The organism is Stenotrophomonas sp. YJH_SMC_12-1, from assembly GCF_059370935.1.
Genome location: NZ_JCAFUD010000006.1, coordinates 142,693 through 159,827 on the forward strand (window position 1 = coordinate 142,693; position 17,135 = coordinate 159,827).

At 66.1% G+C, this 17,135-nt stretch carries 18 protein-coding genes; 6 read left to right on the plus strand and 12 right to left on the minus strand.

What is annotated here, in order from left to right; translation table 11 throughout:
- Window position 1: 1 nt before the first annotated feature.
- From AC5P8Y_RS12635 to AC5P8Y_RS12670, 8 genes are all read right to left on the minus strand, one after another.
- Window positions 2–1,747 carry an amino acid ABC transporter permease/ATP-binding protein gene (locus tag AC5P8Y_RS12635; protein WP_080240939.1) on the minus strand — a complete coding sequence of 582 codons (1,746 nt, stop codon included), beginning with the start codon at window positions 1,745–1,747 and terminating at the stop codon, window positions 2–4.
- Window positions 1,744–2,295 carry a GNAT family N-acetyltransferase gene (locus AC5P8Y_RS12640; protein ID WP_164133525.1) on the minus strand — a complete coding sequence of 184 codons (552 nt, stop codon included), beginning with the start codon at window positions 2,293–2,295 and terminating at the stop codon, window positions 1,744–1,746. The genes AC5P8Y_RS12635 and AC5P8Y_RS12640 overlap by 4 nt, the downstream gene beginning before the upstream one ends.
- On the minus strand, window positions 2,292–3,512 hold the full coding sequence (locus AC5P8Y_RS12645) for a M20 aminoacylase family protein (protein WP_164133526.1): 1,221 nt from the start codon (window positions 3,510–3,512) through the stop codon (window positions 2,292–2,294). Before AC5P8Y_RS12645 ends, AC5P8Y_RS12640 begins: the two co-directional genes overlap by 4 nt.
- Before the next feature lie 4 nt (window positions 3,513–3,516).
- Window positions 3,517–4,860, minus strand: a complete 1,344-nt coding sequence (locus tag AC5P8Y_RS12650; protein WP_164133527.1) for an LLM class flavin-dependent oxidoreductase — start codon at window positions 4,858–4,860, stop codon at window positions 3,517–3,519.
- A 17-nt stretch (window positions 4,861–4,877) separates the two neighbouring features.
- A complete protein-coding gene (locus AC5P8Y_RS12655; RefSeq protein WP_049452691.1) occupies window positions 4,878–5,855 on the minus strand; it encodes an MsnO8 family LLM class oxidoreductase in 978 nt (325 codons plus the stop codon).
- A 14-nt stretch (window positions 5,856–5,869) separates the two neighbouring features.
- The gene (locus AC5P8Y_RS12660; protein WP_005409341.1) at window positions 5,870–6,232 is read right to left on the minus strand and encodes a DUF3088 family protein; all 363 of its coding nucleotides are present in this window, start codon (window positions 6,230–6,232) and stop codon (window positions 5,870–5,872) included.
- A 157-nt stretch (window positions 6,233–6,389) separates the two neighbouring features.
- Window positions 6,390–6,971, minus strand: a complete 582-nt coding sequence (msuE, locus tag AC5P8Y_RS12665) for an FMN reductase (protein ID WP_049403172.1) — start codon at window positions 6,969–6,971, stop codon at window positions 6,390–6,392.
- Window positions 6,972–7,023: 52 nt separating this feature from the next.
- Window positions 7,024–9,600, minus strand: a complete 2,577-nt coding sequence (locus tag AC5P8Y_RS12670) for a TonB-dependent receptor plug domain-containing protein (protein ID WP_164135189.1) — start codon at window positions 9,598–9,600, stop codon at window positions 7,024–7,026.
- Window positions 9,601–9,937: 337 nt separating this feature from the next.
- Between AC5P8Y_RS12670 and ftrA the strand changes: the two genes are divergently transcribed.
- The 3 genes from ftrA to AC5P8Y_RS12685 all read left to right on the plus strand — a co-directional run bounded on the left by ftrA (window position 9,938) and on the right by AC5P8Y_RS12685 (window position 12,043).
- A complete protein-coding gene (gene ftrA / locus AC5P8Y_RS12675) occupies window positions 9,938–10,939 on the plus strand; it encodes a transcriptional regulator FtrA (protein ID WP_495201988.1) in 1,002 nt (333 codons plus the stop codon).
- Between the two features lie 95 nt (window positions 10,940–11,034).
- Window positions 11,035–11,478, plus strand: coding sequence for a BLUF domain-containing protein (locus AC5P8Y_RS12680; protein ID WP_445950004.1), 444 nt, complete (start codon window positions 11,035–11,037; stop codon window positions 11,476–11,478).
- Between the two features lie 97 nt (window positions 11,479–11,575).
- Window positions 11,576–12,043 (plus strand): chemotaxis protein CheW, encoded by a 468-nt coding sequence (locus tag AC5P8Y_RS12685; protein ID WP_111172566.1) that lies wholly within the window; start codon window positions 11,576–11,578, stop codon window positions 12,041–12,043.
- 11 nt (window positions 12,044–12,054) lie between these two features.
- Here AC5P8Y_RS12685 and AC5P8Y_RS12690 read toward each other — a convergent pair whose 3' ends face one another.
- The 4 genes from AC5P8Y_RS12690 to AC5P8Y_RS12705 form a co-directional block, all read right to left on the minus strand.
- Entirely contained in the window at window positions 12,055–12,555 is a 501-nt protein-coding gene (locus AC5P8Y_RS12690; RefSeq protein WP_414497908.1) for a hypothetical protein, read from the minus strand.
- A 92-nt stretch (window positions 12,556–12,647) separates the two neighbouring features.
- A complete protein-coding gene (locus AC5P8Y_RS12695; RefSeq protein WP_099529756.1) occupies window positions 12,648–13,235 on the minus strand; it encodes a TetR/AcrR family transcriptional regulator in 588 nt (195 codons plus the stop codon).
- Between the two features lie 86 nt (window positions 13,236–13,321).
- On the minus strand, window positions 13,322–15,091 hold the full coding sequence (locus AC5P8Y_RS12700) for an oleate hydratase (protein ID WP_445950005.1): 1,770 nt from the start codon (window positions 15,089–15,091) through the stop codon (window positions 13,322–13,324).
- 94 nt (window positions 15,092–15,185) lie between these two features.
- Window positions 15,186–15,710, minus strand: a complete 525-nt coding sequence (locus AC5P8Y_RS12705; protein ID WP_033834651.1) for a GNAT family N-acetyltransferase — start codon at window positions 15,708–15,710, stop codon at window positions 15,186–15,188.
- Window positions 15,711–15,874: 164 nt separating this feature from the next.
- Between AC5P8Y_RS12705 and AC5P8Y_RS12710 the strand changes: the two genes are divergently transcribed.
- Genes AC5P8Y_RS12710 through AC5P8Y_RS12720 form a run of 3 tightly spaced genes read left to right on the plus strand, consistent with a single transcriptional unit; the run spans window position 15,875 to window position 17,134 of the window.
- The gene (locus AC5P8Y_RS12710; RefSeq protein WP_033834650.1) at window positions 15,875–16,330 is read left to right on the plus strand and encodes an SRPBCC family protein; all 456 of its coding nucleotides are present in this window, start codon (window positions 15,875–15,877) and stop codon (window positions 16,328–16,330) included.
- Between the two features lie 10 nt (window positions 16,331–16,340).
- Entirely contained in the window at window positions 16,341–16,673 is a 333-nt protein-coding gene (locus AC5P8Y_RS12715) for an ArsR/SmtB family transcription factor (protein WP_049430470.1), read from the plus strand.
- A gap of 2 nt (window positions 16,674–16,675) precedes the next feature.
- Window positions 16,676–17,134 (plus strand): SRPBCC family protein, encoded by a 459-nt coding sequence (locus AC5P8Y_RS12720; RefSeq protein WP_049430472.1) that lies wholly within the window; start codon window positions 16,676–16,678, stop codon window positions 17,132–17,134.
- Window position 17,135 lies beyond the last annotated feature (1 nt).

The window sequence follows — 17,135 nt, forward strand, 5'->3', positions numbered from 1 at the left end:
GTTACAGGGTCTTGGCCAGGAAATCGGCGGTGCGCTGTTGGCGCGGGCGTTCGAACAGCACCTCGGGCGTGCCCTGCTCGATCACCCGCCCTTGGTCCATCATCACCACGTGGTCGGCCACGCGGCGGGCGAAGCTCAGCTCATGGGTGACGATCACCAGCGTGGTGCCGGAACGGGCCAGTTCTTCGATCACACTCAGCACCTCGGCCACCAGTTCCGGGTCCAGCGCCGATGTGGGTTCGTCGAACAGCAGTACCTTCGGCTGCAGCGCCAGTGCCCGCGCAATCGCGATGCGCTGCTGCTGGCCACCGGACAGCTGGCGCGGGAACGCATCGGCCTTGTCGGCCAGGCCAACCCGCTCCAGCAGCGTCCGCGCCTGCTGCTCGGCCTGCGCGCGCGGTACACCGCGTACTGCGATCGGCGCTTCGATGATGTTCTCCAGCGCGGTCAGGTGCGGGAACAGGTTGAAGCCCTGGAACACCATGCCCACTTCGGCGCGCCGGCGGCGGATCTCGCGTTCGGGCAGCTCGTACAGGGTGTCGCCCTCGCGACGGTAGCCGATCAGCTGGCCTCCGACGGTCACGTAACCGCTGTCGGCGCGTTCCAGATGATTGATCAGCCGCAGCAGCGTGGACTTGCCGGCGCCCGAAGGGCCGATCAGCACCGTCACGCTGCCGGCGCGCAGGTCCAGGTTCACGTCTTCCAGCACCGGCTGATCGCCAAACGCCTTGCCCACACCATGCAGCGACACCGCCGCGCCCTCGCCCGCTTCAACCTGAGTGGCGATGCGCGGGCGGCTGGCCACGCGCGGCGCAGCATCACTGGATGTCCGCACCGGTGACGACACCCGCGACACCGAGCGCTCGCGCTGCAGCTGTCCGCGCGCGAAGCGCTGTTCCACGCGCCGCTGCAGCAGCGACAACACGGTCAGGATCACCAGGTACCAGACCGTGGCCACCATCAGCAGCGGCACCACTTCCAGGTTGCGGCGGTAGATCACCTGCACGGTGTAGAACAGCTCCGGCAGCGCCAGCACGTAGACCACCGAGGTGCTCTTGGCCAGGCCGATCACATCGTTGAACGCCGCAGGCAGGATCGAACGCATCGCCTGCGGCAGGATGATGCGGCGCACCTGGCGACCGCGCGGCAGGCCGAGCGCGGCCGCGGCCTCGTACTGGCCCTGGTCGACCGACAGGATACCGCCGCGGATCACCTCCGCCGAGAACGCCGCCTGGTTCAAGGTAAGACCCAGCACCGCAGCGGTGAACACACCGATCAGCTGCGTGGTCGGGTACGAGAACAGGCTGATGCCGGTGAACGGCACACCCAGCTCGATGGTGCTGTACAGGTAGCCCAGATTGTTCAGCAGCAGCAACAGCACCAGCAGCGGGATCGAACGGAACAACCACACGTAGCCCCACGACACCGCCGACAGCAACGGCGAACCGGAGACGCGGGCCAGGGCCAGCAAGGTGCCCAGTGCGAAGCCGAGCCCGGTACCGAGTGCGGTCAGCAGCAACGTGCGCCCCAGGCCTTCCAGCACCGGACGTGCGAAGAACCACTCCGCAAAGGTGCCCCAGCCCCAGCGCGGGTTGCCCAGCACGGACTGCAGCCCGATCAGGATCAGCGCCAGTGCCAGCACCGTGCCGAAGATCTGCAGCGGATGCCGGGCCGGCACTATTTTCAGCGCCGGTGCTGGCGCCGGACGAGCGGCGATGCCCTCCAGCGCGGTCGACGGCGTACTCATGCGTGGGCCCCGTACAGCGCGGCAAGCGCAGGCGCAACGACAGGCGTCGCTGCCCGCAGATGTTTCTCGAACGGCAGATGCGCAACCGTTTCCGGGTCGGCCTCCAGATCGAACAGCGCGGTGTAGCCATGGCTGAGGTACAGGCCAACAGCTTCAGGCTGGCGGAAGCCCGTCGTCAGGAACACCCGCCGGTATCCCTGCCGCGCCGCCTGGTCTTCCAGCTCCTGCAGCACGCGCCGCGCGATGCCCTGGCGACGCAGCCCGGGCAGCGTCCAGATTCGCTTGAATTCGGCAGTGTCCAGATCGCGGTGCGGCATGAACGCGCCGCCGGAGATCGCCACGCCATCGCGCAGCAGCAGCACGAAGGCACCTACCGGGGCAGCAAAGGCCTGCGCCGGGTAGCGCTGCAGTTCCTCGCGGGCGCTGCCGCCGATGCGTCGGCGCACATCGGCGTAGCGACTGTCGTATTCCTGCTCCAGGCCATCGAACAGAGGCCGTGCCAGCGGATCATCCACCGAGGTGTAGAAGAAGCGTTCGTTGCTGCTCATGCCACGTCCTTCACCAGATAGTCTTCGGCCAGCCGTGCCCACAGGCTGGCGGCGGGTGCGATTGCGGCGTCGTTGAACACATAGCGCGGGCTGTGCAACGGTGCGCTGTCGCCGTTGCCGACGAACACGAAACTCCCGGGCCGTGCCTGCAACAGGAAAGCGAAGTCCTCGCTGGCGGTGCGCGGCGCGAACTCCGGCACCACCTGTTCGTTGCCGAAGCCCTGCACGGCCACGTCGCGGATGTAGGCGGTCTGCTGCGGGTGGTTGATCACGCTGGGGAAGCCACGCGGGAACTCGATTTCGGCGCGTGCCCCGAAAGCGGCAGCGGTCTGCTCGGCAATCCCGGTCACCCGGCGGCGCAGCGTGTCGCGCACCTCGGGCAGGTAGGCGCGCACGGTCAGCTTCAGCTCGACCACGTCCGGAATCACATTGGCGGCCTGTCCACCGTGGATCGAACCGACGGTGACCACGCCCATCTGCCGCGGGTCGACATTGCGCGACACCACACTCTGCAATGCAGTGATGATGTGCGCGGCGACCAGGATCGGATCCACGCTGCCCTGCGGCTCGGCACCGTGGCCACCCTTTCCGATCACCTTCAGCCGTGCCCAGTCCACCGACGCCATCGCCGGGCCATCGACAAAGCCGAAGTGGCCCACCGGCACGCCCGGCCAGTTGTGCAGGCCATAGATCGCGTCCACCGGGAAGCGCTCGAACAGGCCGTCGGCAATCATCTTCGATGCGCCCGAACCCGTCTCCTCGGCCGGCTGGAACACCAGCTGCAGGGTGCCGTCGATATTGCCGTGATGGGCCAGGTAATGCGCGGCGGACAGCAGGATGGCGGTATGCCCATCGTGGCCACAGGCATGCATCAGCCCTTCGTTCTGGCTGGCGTAGGCCAGCCCCGAGTCTTCGTGGATCGGCAGTGCATCGATGTCGGCGCGCAGGCCGAGACGACGGCCGCCCTGCCCGCGTTGCAGCGTGCCGACAACGCCTGTGCCACCGAGCCCGGTGGTGACCTCATAGCCCCACTGTTGCAGCAGCTCGGCCACACGGGCGCTGGTGCGGTGCTCCTCGAAGGCCAGCTCCGGATGCCGGTGCAGGTCATGGCGGATCGCGATGGCCGCCTCGGCGCGTGCCGCGATTTCGGGCAGCACGCCGATGGACGCGGGGTCTCGCCGGGCATGGCCGGGCGCTACCGAATTCTCTCCGCTCATCGCCCTACCCCGCCTTCCGCGCCGGTTCGGCATCGGCCGCATACCGGCTGGCCTTGTACGGCAGTCCCAGATGCTCACGCAGGGTCTGCCCTTCCAGTTCACGCTGGTGGTAGCCACGGGCCTGCAGGATCGGCAGCACGTGGGTCACGAAATCATCCAGGCCTTCGCGCTGTGCGGCAAAGCCGAGAATGAAGCCGTCGCTGGCACCGGCGTCGAACCAACGGATCAGCTCATCGGCCACGTGCTCCGGCGTGCCGATGAAGTTTGGTCGCGGGCTCACCGCTTCAAGCGCCACCTGGCGCAGGCTAAGCCCCTTCTCACGCGCATCCTGCTTGATGCGGTCGGTGGTGGAACGGAATGAGTTACTGCCGATGTCACCCAGCTCCGGGAACGGTGCATCCGGGTCGTACTGGCTGAAGTCATGGTGGTCGAAGAAGCGGCCGAGATAGGCCAGCGCGTCCTCCAGCGTGGCCAGCGCGGCAATCGCCTGGTACTTGGCTTCGGCCTCCTCGGCGGTGCGGCCGACGATGGGGCCGATGCCCGGGAAGATCTTCACGTCGTTGCCGCTGCGGCCGTGCGCGATCGCCGAGTTCTTCACCTTCTGGGTGAACGCGCGGGTTTCTTCCAGCGATGGCGAATGGGTGAACACCGCATCGGCGTACTTGCCGGCCAGCGCGATGCCATCATCAGACGAACCGGCCTGGAAGATCACCGGCTGTCCCTGCGGCGAACGCTGGATGTTGAGCGGGCCTTCCACCTGGAAGAAGCGGCCTTTGTGGTCGAGCCGGCGGAACTTCTCCGGCGCAAAGAACGTGCCGCTGTCGCGCTCGCGCACGAAGGCGTCGTCATCCCACGAATCCCACAGCCCCTGCACCACCTCCAGGTACTCGTCGGCGATCTGGTAGCGCAGCGAATGCTCCGGGTGCGGCCGGCCATAGTTGCGACCCGAACCTTCCAACGGTGAGGTCACCACGTTCCAGCCAGCGCGGCCGCCGCTGAGCAGATCCAGCGAGGCGAACTGGCGGGCGACAGTGAACGGGTCGCTGTAGGAGGTCGACAGCGTGCCGGCCAGGCCGATCTTCTTCGTTGCCGTGGCCAGCGCCGACAGCAACGAGATCGGCTCGAAGCGGTTGAGGAAGTGCGGGATCGACTTCTCGTTGATGTACAGGCCGTCGGCCACGAAGCCGAAGGCGATGCCGTTGTCCTCGGCGGTGCGCGCGATGTCGATGTAGAACTGCAGGTTGACGCTGGCATCGGCCGGGTTGGACGGATGCTTCCAGGCATGCATGTGGCTGCCGGGGCCCTGCAACATGATGCCGAACGGAATATGGCGCGGGGTCGTGCTCATGGAATCGCTCCTGCAGGTCAGGCCACCGCCGCGCGCGGCGCGGGCGACAGCAGTTCAAGGGATGTCAGGCGTGCGTCGAGGTCGGCCACCGGTGCATCGAGGATGAACTCGCCCACGCCGAAGCGCCGGTGCAGCGCGTCCAGTTCGCCGCGCACGTGCTGCGCATCGCCAGACAACACGCTCGGGCGGGTTTCCTCGATGCGGTAGTCGGCCACCCCCACCTGGCGCGCATACTCGGCAGCCGCCTCCGGGCTGGGCAGGTTCACCGCCTGCCCGGGACCGAGGTGCAGCTTGTAGACCCGCAGCGCACCGATGTGACGCGCTGCGGCTTCAGCAGTCGGTGCAGCGAAGGCCACCGTGGCCAGCAGCGGTGGCTGCGAGGAGACGCTGCGGTAGGCGTGGAACGCGACCTCGATGTGCTTCGGGTCGCCGTCGAAGTGCGCGGCGTAGACGAAACGCCAGCCCAGCTCGGCCGCCTGCCGTGCACTCTGCGGGCTGGCACCGAGCAGGAAGCGCTCCGGCGCCTGCTGCGGAATCGGCCGCGCCAGCACATCGGCTTCGGCGCCGGACAGATAGCCCTCAAGATCGCGCAGTTGCTGGTCGAAGTCGGCGAACGCCGGCCGCCCCGCTGCCAATGCAGCGGTAGATGCCGGCAGGCCGCCGGGCGCCTTGCCCACGCCCAGATCCACGCGCCCTGGCGCCAACGCGGCCAGCAGGTTGAAGTTCTCCGCCACCTTGTACGGCGCGTAGTGACGCAGCATGACCCCACCGCTGCCGATGCGGATGCGCCGGGTCTGCGCCAGCACCCAGGCGGCCAGCACTTCCGGTGCGGGGCTGGCCAACGTCGGCGCGGCGTGGTGCTCGGCAAACCAGTAGCGGTGATAGCCCAGCTGTTCGGCGCGCTGCGCCAGCTGCAGGCTGTTGCGCAGCGCCTGCTCCGGCGAGGCGCCTTCGGCCACCGGGCTCTTGTCCAGTACGCTGATCTGATAGCTCATGGTCGCGTCCTCGCTCAGGGATGGGCCACGGGGATGCCGAGCAACCCGTTCAGCGCGGCCAGGATCGGTTCGGCACCGGAGATGTACTGGCGGTCCTGGTGCACGCCACTCGCGAGGTCACTGCGCACGCCCTGCGGCAGCACCAGCTTCGGCAGCGACTGGTCCTGCTCGCCGATCTCGGCGATCACCTCCCGGCGCGGCCGTGCGAAACCGATGCGGCGCACGTCCAGCTGCGCGTCCAGGCCGTCGATGCTCGACAGCGCACCTTCCAGCAACAGGCTATGCCGGCAGAAGAAGCGCTGGCCGGGAATCTGTCCGTCCTCGAACTCACGGTCGAGCAGGAACAGGATGGGCTTGTCGGTTGCGTCCAGACTCACGGGGTCGTCCTCATCGGGGTGCGGCAATGCGATGCCACTTCGATATCGATGCTAGAGATGACGGCGGTCGGCACGGCGATGCCAGGCGACAATCGGCGGTCAGATCCGGCCATGCAGATGCGCCTTGGCCATAAGCAAAGCGCCGCCGGTTATGCCGTCAGGCGATCCTTCGCAGCGGCGCCGGTACCGCCAGCGCCTGCGAAGCCAGATGCCCTGCCGCGCGCTCGGCCGCCAGTGCGATGCGGGCCTGCAAGGCTGCACTGTTGATGTGCTCGCCATCGAAGTCGGCAGGCGTGGCATACACCCCGATCGGCAGCGTGTGCGCCTGCAGGAAACTGAACAACGGCCGCAACTGGTGGTCGATCACCAACGCATGGCGCTCGCTGCCACCGGTCGCCGCCAGCAGCACCGGCGTATCCACCAGCGCTTCCAGCCCGATGAAATCGACCAGGTGCTTGAACAGCCCGGGATAGGAACCGCGATACACCGGTGCCGCGACCACCAGCAGACCGGCCGTCTCGATTGCCTGCAGTGCCTGCTCTACGGCTGGCTCCGCTTCATCGCGCGACAGCGACTGCCCCAGCGAACGCGCGATCGGCGCCAGCTCCACCAGCTCCACGCTGGCATGCACCCGCTGCTGCAACGACGCCAACAAGTGTCGCACCAGCAGCAACGTGCGCGACGTCGCCGAGCTGGTCGGTGACCCCACCACTGCCACCACCTTCAATGCAGAAGACATGAAATGCTCCTCGATGATGCCGGACCACGTCCGGCCGCCTTTGGCGTGAACCTCAAAACCGGTAACTGACCCGCCCATACCAGTACGCGCCGACGTTGCCCAACACGTCGCCGTTGTCCCAGGTCGTCTCGATGCTCGCCACATCGGTGGCACTGCGCGCGTACTCCGGCACCTTGCGCGTGCGCTTGTCGAACACGTTGTTGATGCCCAGCGCCGCACTCCAGCCTGCACCCAGTTCCACGGCACCGGAGAGATTGGTCACCAGCACCGGCGGCTGCTTGTACTCCACGCCGTTGTTCAGGCGCTTGATCGGTCCGTAGTAGGTGAAGTCGAGGTTCGAGCGCCAGCGCCCGTTCTGCCAGCCCAACCCCGCCACCTGCGTGTAGCTGGGCGTGCGGAAGCGCAGCGCGTACTCGCTGCTCTTGGTCAACAGGTTGATGTTCGGCAGCCCCTGCAGCGCCGCCGGAATGTCGCTGATCTTCTGGATGGTGGTGCGCCCCACGTTGGCCGCGTAGCTCCAGCGCAGCTTGCCCCACGCGGTTTCCTGGTTCGCCTCCAGGGTCAGCTCGACACCGCGCGTGCGGGTGTTGCCAACGTTGGTGAAGTAGCTGGCGTAGAACGCATCACCCGGCAGGATGCTGATGCCGGCCGAACCCAGCAGCGCATCGATGGTGTTCTTCTGCGCCGCAGTCAGCACCGTGCCGCTGTTGTCGGTGATGCGCGCTGGATCCTGCGCGTTGTAGCCGATCTGGCTGGACTGGCCGAGCTGGCCACGGATGTCGATCTGGTAGGCATCCACGGCCAGGTGGAACGCCGGGCTCGGGTCCCAGGTCACGCCCAGGCTGTAGTTGGTGGCTTTCTCGGGCTTCAGCGGCGTCGCACCCAGCGCAACCGCCGCCGGCGAAGACACCTGCGCCACCAGCGTGGTGCCGCACGGGCAGCTGCCGGTGGCCTGGTAGTACTGCGCGCCCAGGCTGGGCGCGTGGAAACCGTTGCTGACCGTGGCACGCACGCCCAGCGCGTCGGTGAAGTCGAAGCGCGTGGTCAGGCGGCCGGTGGAGACACTGCCGAAGTCGGAGTGATCTTCCCAGCGCGCGGCCGCATCCAGATACCAGCGCGAGGTGATGTTGGTGGCCGCGCCCACATAGACCGCCTTGCTGTTGCGGGTAGCCTTCACCGCGTCCGCAGTGGAATAGCCGACGAAGGCCGCAGCACCAAAGCCGGTATACGACTCCCACTGCCCCGCCCCACGTTCGTACTGTTCGTGCTGGTACTCGGCACCTGCGCTCACTTCCAGCGGCGAGGCGAACGCAGCCACCTCGAAGCCACGGCGCAGGTCGAGGTTGGCGATGCCCTGCTGGTAATCCAGCTTGCCATCATAGAAATCGGTGGGCGAACCGGGGTACGGCAGCGAGTAGTTCACCGAGTTGCGGGTATAGGTGCGTACCGTGCTGCGATTGCCGGTCAGGCTGGCGTCGTAATCCCAGCCCGCGATCTGGCCTTTGACACCTGCGGTGCCGGTGTACTGCTTCTCCTTGGTTTCCAGCACCGGCAGGAAGCCATCGGGAAACACGCTCAGCACACCCGGCGCCTTGTAGGTGGTGAAGATGGTCGCCGGCAGGCGGAAATTCTGGATCGCCTGCGCGGTTCGATCACTGGCGGTGGCATTGGCGTAGAACTGGGCGCTCTCGCCCAGGCCATGGCCCACGTTCACCGCAAACGCCTTCAGCGCATACGATGGCGAACTGAGGATGGTGTTGGCCTCGGCATCGCGGTCGGCCTCGGCCGGGTTCGGCGATGCGCCGGCCGGCAACCGGTTGTTCGGTCGCAACGCGACCAGATTGCCGTTGGCATCTACCGCCGGATAGCTCAGATAGCCATCGATGTAGCGGCGGCTACGGATCGCGTGGTGCTGCCGCGTTGTCTCACCGGACAGGTTGACGAAGCCATCGGCGCCCCACGGCAGGCCCACGTTGGCACGCACGCTGGTGCGCGAGCCATCGCCATCAACGCTCTGCCCGCTTTCCACGGCGAGCTCGCCACCGTGTGCCTGCGATTTCAGGATCACGTTGACCACGCCGGTGATCGCGTCGGAGCCATAGATGGCCGACGCACCATCGCGCAGCACTTCCACATGGTCGATGGCCGACACCGGAATCAGCGCCAGGTCGGCCCAGGCGTGGCCTGGGAAGCCGCCGCCGTTGGCACCGCTCACATAGGCACTGGCATTGCGGCGCTTTCCGTTCACCAGCACCAGCGTGTAGCCGGGCGACAGGTTGCGCAGCTGGTAGCCACGGATCAGGCTCTCCTGGTCGCTCTGGTAGCCACCAATCTGGCTGAGCGACGGCAGTGCGCGCTGCAGTGCTTCCAGCAGGTTGGCCTGGCCGGTGGCGGTGAGGTCTTCGGCGGAGATCACGTCGATCGGCGTGGAACTGTTCTTCACCGTACGCGTACTGGTGCGCGAGCCGGTCACCACCACGGCATCCAGCGTGGACGCGGCCACGTTGGCCGTCGCGGCGGCGGCAGCAGGATCCGCATCGGCTTCAGCCGCATGGCTGGGCGAAGCGGCGAGGATGGCTGTGATCAGGACAGCGAGAGTGCTCAGGACAGGGGCGTGGGCGGCAGGCATGGGGGCTCGTGGGGGTGGGCCGGAAACACGCTTCCATTCAAGGGCCTGTTCACCCACCGCGACAGGCGGGATCACGTCACCCAACCGTCATATCCGGCCAGCCACATGACTGCTGGTAATGAGGTTAGACAGCCGCAACGGTGCGCGGCTGCCTGTAGAGCCGAGCCCACGCTCGGCTGCTCCTCGCGACGGCGTCAGATGCATCCCCCTGCCGGTATTGAGCCGAGCGTGGGCTCGGCTCTACAAGAGGGGAACGACTGCTCCATATGCCTGGCCGGCATCACCTCATGCCCGCGCACCACTCAGCGCCATGCATCTGCACCCGTAGCATCAAGCCATGCCCAGCCCACCCGCCGACCCCGCTGCGCCGCTCGTTGCCATCGTCGCCTGCCACGGCCAGGGGCTGTTCGAATTCGGCTGTGCGGTTGGCCTGTTCGCGCCGGTGCGGCCGGAACTCGGCGTGGCCTGGTACCGCGCCCAGCTGTGCGCGGGTGAACCGGGTGCGCTGCGCATGCTTGGCGGAACGCAGGTGCAGCTTCCCTACGACCTCAGCACAGTTGATGACGCCGACATCATCGTCATTCCCGGTTGGCGCGAGCCCAGCGAGCGCCCGCCACAGGCGCTGCTTGATGCACTCATCCGTGCCCACGGCCGTGGCGCGCGCATCGCTTCGATCTGCTCCGGTGCCTTCGTGCTGGCGTGGGCCGGGCTGCTCGATGGCCGCCAGGCCACCACCCACTGGCGCCTCACCGAAGCGCTGGCGCGCGAGTTCCCGCGCATCGATGTGCGCGAAGATGCACTGTATGTAGACACCGGCAGCATCATCACCTCGGCCGGCTCGGCCACCGGCATGGACATGATGCTGCACATGGTGCGCAAGGATTACGGCGCGCGCGTGGCCAATCTGGTGGCCGAACGGCTGGTGCTGGCGCCATGGCGTGATGCCGAACGCAGCCAGCGTGTCAGCCGGGCCATTCCCAATGGCGAGCCCTCGCGTCTGGCAAAACTGATGGAATGGATGCGCCGCAACCTGCGCGAGCCGCACTCGTTGGGCAGTCTTGCCGAGCAGGCCGCGCTCAGCCAGCGCACGCTGCAGCGGCAGTTCCTGGAGGCCACCGGCCTGTCGCCCATCGACTGGCTGATCCGCGAGCGCGTGGCCTACGCCCGCGAGCTGCTGGAAACCACCGATCGGCCGCTGCAGTGGATTGCCGAGCAGGCCGGCTTTGGTTCGCAGGAGTCGTTCCGCCGGCACTTCCGCGGCCAGGTGGACGCCAGTCCTACCGAATACCGCAGCCAGCATCGCGGCGGAATTGGCGCGGATCGGCTGGTGGGCTGCTGATCCAACGCATCACTCCCAGGTGATGCGTGAGGAAAGGCTCACGGCGGGCTACGGCGCCCCACGTATAGTGACGGGCGTCACACGAAGCCCCTTCCATGCTCCACGCATTTGCCTACTCCAGCCACATGTCGGCTGGGCTTTCCGATGAAATCCTCCGGCAGATCGTCTCCTGCTCTGCCACGTTCAACCGTCGCGTGGACGTTACCGGAGCGCTGCTCGTCGACGGTCAGCGGTTTTTCCAGTACATCGAAGGCCCGCCCGACGGCCTGGAGGCGGTCAGGCGCCGCATCCAGGACAGTCGTTCGCACGCCGCCGTCACCCCGGTACTGGACATGGCAATCGGCGCACGCGCCGTACCCTACTGGGCGATGACCCGCATCGAGACCGGGCAGATCGTCGTGTCCGGGCTGGTCAATGCGCGATGGGACGAATTTGGCCATTCCGTTCCAGGCATGGATCAGCTCGTCGGCCTGCTGCGTCCGCACTTTCCGCGCATCGGCCCGCTCAGTGCACACCATGCGTCCGTCGGATCCAGCTGAACCGCCGCCTTGCGCGCGTAGTCACACGCGGCCGCGTGCTCCCTGCACACGTCATCATTCAACCCGCGTTACCCATCGTTCCTGCCAGATCCACAGCATGCCTGTACCCGCTCAACCTTCAACGCAAACACGTGCCTCGCCCGCCGAGTTGTTCGAGGTCGTCGTCCTGCGTGCAGGCACGGCCCTGTTCGCGATCGACGTCCAGGCTGCCGTGGAAATACGCGGCCCCGAGACCTTCGGCCCCGCAGATCATCAGGGCCGGCGGACCCTGGAGGTACGGGCGCAGCCGTTGCCGGTAGCCGACCTGCGCAGGCTCAGCGGTCAACCGGCATTCGGTGGCGGCAGCCCTGCCGTGCTCTTGATCAACGCCGGTAGCGCAACCCTGGCGCTGGCGGTGGATCAAGTGCTGGAGATCGAGACGCCGGACGCAACGCCAGACGTATCCGCGCCTGCCGAGGGTCGGGTGTTCAACTTCTGCAGTCGGTATGTTCGGGTGGATGCCACACGTTCGGCTGCGCTGATCGAACCGCAGTCGTTGCTGGCTGAAATGGCCGTGCGGGACTGAGGTGCCACTGCTCAAGGGCGCCTGCGAACCGGTTGAGACCGCATGCGCCAGCACTGCGCGGCAAAGCCCAGCACAAACACCGCAGCCAATCCCAGCAGCGTGTGCAGCACCACCGGGGCCATCGGCGCGGCAGCAATCGGATGCGCTGCCGGCACGCGGGTCAGCGTTTCGTTGACGCCGGGCACCAACGACAGCAGGAAGCTGAAAGACAGCGCAAACGTCGATGCATAAGGTGCTGCGCGCCCCAGCCAGCGCAGCCGCGCGGCCAGCACGCCGCCGAATGCCACCAGCAGCACGATCACCCCGAATGCGTGGCCGGGGTTGATCCCGCCCGTGCTGGACACGGTGAACGAGGTGGCCACCGACAGCACCAGCCCCACCAGGTACAGCTTGCCCGCGCGCGTGGCGGGATCGATTGCGCGATGGCGAATGAAGGCATACAGGCCACTCAACACCGGGATCAGGCTGACAGCGGTATGGATCACGCCAAGCGTGGACAGAGGGTGGGACATGGGACATCTCCAGGGATAGAATGAACCTACTAGTAGGTAGGCATTGGACTCAAAAAGAAGGCCCGCGTCGCCGCAGGCCCACCACACATCTCTCAGAGCGCCGCACTCACCCGCGCGATCGCCAAGCGTGCCAGTGCCGCGAAGGTCGCTGCGTCACCAAAACCGCGCGCGGCCAGCATCGCGCCGTGCACCGAGGACATGAACGCCCTGGCCTCGTCCGCAGGGGAACCCTGCAGGCGCAACTGGCCCAGCGCCGCGCCCTTCTCCAGCGTCACCGTCAGCCACCCGCTCAGATCCTCGAAATGCCCGCGCACTTCATCGGCAATCTCCGCAGGGATCATCGGCGCCTCCGCTGCCAGCATCGCGCAGATGCAGAACGACGACGTCCCCCCTGCAATGCAGCTGGACCAGTACTCCACATAGGCGTTGAGCTCCTGCAGCGGGTCGTCCAGCTGCCGGTCCAGCAGCGCCAGGCCTTCGCGCGCCTCGGCCCGGTACAGTTCAACCACCGTGCGCACCAGGTCCGCCTTGCTGGGGAAGTGGTGATGGATGCTGGCCTTGCTGATGTTCACCCGCGCGGACACGTCGGCGTAGCTGAAACCGTTGTAGCCACCGGCCTCCAGCAGCGAACGGGCATGGGCCAGGATCTCTTGGGCCTTGGGCGAGAGCGACTCTTTCATGTCGCCAACCTACTAGTAGGTTGAAACGCTGTCAACTACCCGCTGCCGGGCTCGCCGGGCATGGCCCGGCGCTACCCACGCCCCGCTCAGTCCTCCTGCACCAGCTTGAACTCGCGCAGCAGACCACCGATCTGGGTCTTGTCCAGCTTGTTCATCAGCAGGTTGCGCAGGAACGCTGGCCCGGGAATGTCCAGTTCCTTGCCATCACGCAGGCGCCCGGTCGCGGCCAGCAGCGAGCGCACGTCATACGTGGAATTGAACACCTCCGGCACGCCACGCTCGATCCCCAGCAAGGTGTACACCGCCTCCATCGGCGTGCGCACCGAGTACTCGGTGGTGAAGATGCAGTCGCGCTGCTTCGATTCGGCGAACTGGCCGATGAAAGCGAAGTTCACCGCACCTTCCGGCACCACGTCCGGGCGGTCACCTGCCTGGCGTGGCATGAAGAACGCCGTGATGTACGGCATCATCACCGGCACTGTCTTCGCGCCGGTCGCGGCCAGCTCATCGATCTCTTCCACCGGCACGCCCAGGTGATACAGCCATTCGCGCGTGATCTCCTCGCCGGTGCAGTCCTGCATCGGCTTCTTCACGTAGTCGCCGTGCGTATCCACGAACAACGAATACACCCAGACCACGATCTGGTCCTTGGGCTGGTTCTTGAAATGTGGCTGGCGATTCACCGTCCAGCTCATCAGCCAGCGCGAGTCGCGCACGCTGACGATGCCGCCGGTCACCACTTTGCCGCTGAAGGGATCGCGCTTGGCGATCTTCTGGATGTAGGCCGGAATGCGCGCATCCAGCGTGGTCACCGTTGCCGATTCCCACTTGGTTTCTGGAATGTGCGCGCCGAACACATCCGGATGCCCGAACGCGTCATCCTTCGCGGCAATGCGGCGCCACAGGTCCCAGGCAGGCGCCGGGCCTTCGTTCAGGCGTGCCGCAGTGTGGTGGTCGCCATTATCCGAGTTCTCGGTCAGCGAACCGATGGTCATGAACAGCAGATCATCCGCGCCGAGATCCACGCCACCGGCTACACCGTCATGCATCCAATGGATGCGCGTGGCCTGCTTGCGGTCCGGCTGCAGATCAAAGTCGACGTCGGTCACCTCGGTACCGTACTGGAACACCACGCCCTGGTCCTGCAACCACTTCACCAGCGGCAGCACCAGCGATTCGTACTGGTTGTACTTCGTGAACTTCAGCGCCGAGAAATCCGGCAGGCCGCCGATATGGTGGATGAAGCGATGCAGGTACAGCTTCATCTCCAGCGCCGAATGCCACTCTTCGAACGCGAACATAGTTCGCCAGTACAGCCAGAAGTTGCTGTCCAGGAAATCACGGCCCAGTACTTCGTTGATGCGCTTGTTCTCCATCTCCTGACGGGTGGCCAGGAACAGCGCGACGATGTCCCTCTGTGCCTGCTCGGTCAGCGTGAACAGGCCATCGGTGTGTGCATCCTCGCCGCGATTGATGGTGGCGCGCTGCAGCGAATAGTTCGGGTCGTCCTTGTTCAACCAGTAGAACTCGTCCAGCACGCTGGCATCTTCGATCTCCAGCGACGGTATCGAGCGGAACAGGTCCCACAGGCACTCGAAATGATCTTCCATCTCGCGGCCACCACGGATCACGAAACCCTTTTCCGGCACCTTCAGGCCATCCAGCGCACCGCCAGGAATCTGCTGCTGTTCAAGAATGGTGATGCGTTCACCGGCCATGCGCCCATCGCGCACCAGGAACGCGGCGCCGGCCAGCGAGGCCAGCCCCGACCCCACAAACCAGGCGCGCTTGCCATCGACACCGGCTGGCTTGCGCGGGCGCGCGAAGGCTTCGTAGTTGCCACTGCTGTAGTACATGCGCTGCTCCTTCCTGGAGGGGGTGACCTCACTCTAGCGCCGAACCGATGTACCGATTCCTGCATGCATGCTGCGACCGAATGACGCAGCGGCGTCAGAGCTGGCGGCCCAGCAGCATGCCTGGCCAGCCGTCCACGTTGAACGGCGCAATTCGCGTGTAGCCGCAGGACTCGTAGAAGCGCACCAGATCACCGCTGCCTCCGCCATAGCAGTCCACGCGCAGATGGTCGAGGCCGGCAGCGCGCGCCTGCTCATCGGCAAACGCCATCAGGCGACGGCCAATGCCGCGCACGCGCGCATCACGCGAGGCCACCAATACCCGCACGTACAGCTCCGGCCCATCGGGCGCCGGCACATAGGGCATCGACTCGCCCAGCGCCAGGAACGCACGCACCTCACCCTGCTCGTTCTGGGCCACCCATGCGCCAGGCAGCGCGCACGCATCGGTCACCTGGGTGACCCGGCGCGGCACCGTGGACCACGGCTCGCTGCCCCATTGCTGCAGATTGCCAATGGACACGAACCATTCAATCACCTCATCGAACAGCGCCAGCACCGCAGGGGCATCTGCCGCACTGGCGCGGCGGATGGTCAAGGTGTCCTCTCCTGTTTCAGTCATGCACATACTCCTGTCAACGCGTCAATCAGCTGTCACGAGGATGCCGGCCAGCGGCCGGCACTACCAGGGTCGGAAGTCCCTGGGCCGGATTTGACATGCAGGCATTTGCCTGCATATAGTCCATCCCAAGGGCGACACCTGCCTGCCCATGCGAGGAACCTGCAATGGTGGATATCGCACACAGGGTCGGCATCAAGGCCCCCGCAAGCCAGGTGTACCAGGCGCTGGCCACCCCCGAAGGCGTCGCCGCCTGGTGGGCTGAAGACACCCATGGCGACCGCGAAGCCGGCGGCTCGGTCAAGGTCCGTTTCACCAATAACGGCCAGGAAATCGGTGCCATGGAAATGCAGCTGGAACAGCTCATTCCCAGCGAGCTGGTGCTCTGGAAGTTCCTGGCCGGCCCTGCCGAATGGATCGGCACGCATGCGCGTTTCGCGCTGAAACAGGAAGGCGACTACTGCATCGTCCTGTTCACCCATGAAGGCTGGAAAGAGCGCGTCGAGTTCACCTCCCACTGCAGCACCAAGTGGGCGGTGTTCCTGATGAGCCTGAAGGCCCTGCTGGAGACCGGCAAGGGCCAGCCCAACCCCCACGACGTCAGGATCGACAACTGGAATTGAAGACATTCCCATGGCGGTAGACCACGTGCGCGACGCAGACAAAGTTTTCAAGGCACTGGCCGATCCCACGCGCCGCACGCTGCTGGATCTGCTCTGCAAACACAACGGCCAGACCCTGGGCCAGCTGTGCGAGCACCTGGACATGGCCCGGCAATCGGTCACTCAGCACCTGGGTCTTCTGGAAGACGCCAACCTGATCAGCACTGTGCGCCGTGGCCGCGAGAAGCTGCACTTCATCAACCCGGTACCGCTGCATGAAGTCTACGAGCGCTGGGTACGCAAGTTCGAGCAGCAGCGCCTGAGCCTGCTGCATGACCTGAAACGCGAACTGGAAGGAGAATGACGATGTCTGCAGAATCAACCCGCTTCATCCACGTGATCTACATCGCGTCCACGCCACAGAAGGTGTTCGAGGCCATCACCCGGCCCGAGATCGCGCGCCGCTACTGGGGCCACGAGAACGTCTCGGACTGGAAGCCCGGCTCGCGCTGGCAGCACGTGCGCGCCAACGAAACGCGCTCGGTCGAACTGGTCGGCGAAGTGGTGGAAAGCACCCCACCCTCGCGCCTGGTCATCACCTGGGCCGCCGCCTCGCAGGCCGACAACCCGGATGCCTACAGCCGCGTCACCTTCGACATCGTGCCCTATCAGGACATGGTGCGGCTGACGGTTACCCATGAGGAGCTGGAACCGGGCAGCGGCATGGATACCGGCATCCGCCAGGGCTGGCCGATCGTGCTGTCCAGCCTGAAGTCGCTGCTGGAAACCGGCAAGGGATTGGATGTGTTTGCGAAGCCGAGATGAG